This is a genomic window from Asaia sp. VD9 (genome assembly GCF_037150015.1).
Lineage (GTDB): Bacteria > Pseudomonadota > Alphaproteobacteria > Acetobacterales > Acetobacteraceae > Asaia.
On the sequence record NZ_JBBCQM010000036.1, the window covers coordinates 1 to 1,779 of the forward strand.

Consider the following 1,779-nt stretch of genomic DNA (forward strand, 5'->3'; position numbering starts at 1 on the left):
GTAATGGCCAATGCTGGGTGGATGGTAATGAACAGCAACCATCCGCCTCACCCAGACGCAATGGGCGGCATTGGTCTGCTTGCCCTCGCGGTCAATCTGGCCTGTGCCCTCATATTATGGACACACCGGAAAGGTGATGCCAACCGCCGTTCCGTATGGATCTGCTCTCGTAATGATGCGATCGGAAATGTTGCCGTTGTGCTGGCAGCTCTGGGCGTGTTTGGCACTCGTTCTGCGTGGCCGGATATTGCGGTAGCTGCCATCCTTGCGATGCTTGGTATTAGTGGAGGTGTGCAGATTATGCGACAATCGAGAGTAGAACTAACAGATAACAAATCAGATATATCACGACATATCAATGTATAAATCATATAATACTCTAGAATATATTAAGCAGGCAAGGAGACGCACACGCTATAATGCGGCATTCATTCTCCTGATTTTTCCCCTGCTCTGTGGCTGCACAAATAGTGGTCACTCACATATTTCGCCGGAATCAGATGTCCAGAAATTTTCCAGCCGTCAATTTACGGATGCCGGATTGCAAGAATTCATTACAAAAGTTCTCGGACCAAACGTATCGAGTCAGGAAAACGCATGGGGCATCACTCGCCTGACGCTTGCTACCTTGTATTTTCATCCCGATATCCTTGTAGCTAAAGCTGAACTGGAAACGGCTCGCGCTGGAATCAAGACAGCCGGTCAACTGCCCAATCCCAGTTTCACGGTGCTGGGTGGCCCATCGGCTCATTACGTCGGCTACGGCGCGTCAATACTGATCGAATTTTTCGGCAGGCGTTATCACCGTATCAAAGAAGCCAGATATCGGGCTGCCGTCGCGCAATGGGAAGTCATCAATACTGCATGGAAACTACGCAGCGACACGCGGTCTGCTCTTCTCGGCGTCTGGGCTGTATCCGGGCGCCTCAAGCTTGTGGAAGAGACTGCGGCAGCTAAACGCGAACTCTTTACCCTGGAACAGGCACGTTTTGATCAGGGGCGAGCATCCGCTCTCGAAATATCGCAGGTACGGACGGAAATGATCCATGCCGAGTTGTCTGTCAGTGATCTGCGGCGCGAGTATGCCGTCCGTAAGGCAGCTCTGGCAGGAGCAATCGGGGTTCCTGCCGAAGCACTTGATTCCATTGCTCTTGATACAAAAGCATTTGATGTCTGTCCCGACCTCATGGAATACCGCGATTCACAGGACATGAGATACCAAGCCGTAATGCAACGCGCGGATCTGCGGGAACTTCTTGCGTCTTATGACGCCGCCCGACAGGCTCTACGGGTCGAAGTTTCCCGACGCTATCCCGATGTCACCATCAGTCCCTCCTATAACTGGGATTTTTCAAATCGCTTTGAGGTAAATCCCTCTCTGCAAATTCCGATTTTCAATCAGAACGAAGGCCCCATAGCTGAAGCTGTTGGGCAGGAGCATGAGGCGGCGGCTCGTCTCCGGCGTGCAGAGAACACGGTGTTTAAGTCCATCTCGCAGGCTACGGCCAATTACCGCGGCACGACATCAATTCTGCTACAGGCGGATGAACTTGCCAAAACCGTACGGGTAAGGCTGAACCAGATGCAGCACCGCCTTCAGTCAGGCGCAATCGACCGACCAACGATGGTTATGACTCATATAGAGCAGATTCGGGGTCGGTACACAGAACGGACCCAGATATACGCTAAGGTTTTGCCGTGCCTTCGACGGCGCGCATCTGGCGAAGCGGTCTGAGCGCGGTGGATGGCGCATCGGGATCGGTCCAGAGGTAATCGCCG

The 1,779-nt window shown here is 52.8% G+C and carries 1 protein-coding gene and 1 pseudogene; both read left to right on the plus strand.

Annotation, left to right across the window (positions count from 1 at the left end; translation table 11 throughout):
* Window positions 1-366, plus strand: a 366-nt coding sequence (locus WFJ47_RS16435; RefSeq protein WP_336764445.1) for a cation transporter, incomplete at its 5' end; no start/stop codon positions are given.
* Window positions 359-1,654: pseudogene (locus WFJ47_RS16440) on the plus strand (TolC family protein); the annotation flags it as partial. The gene WFJ47_RS16435 and the pseudogene WFJ47_RS16440, both read left to right, overlap by 8 nt.
* Window positions 1,655-1,779: the final 125 nt, after the last annotated feature.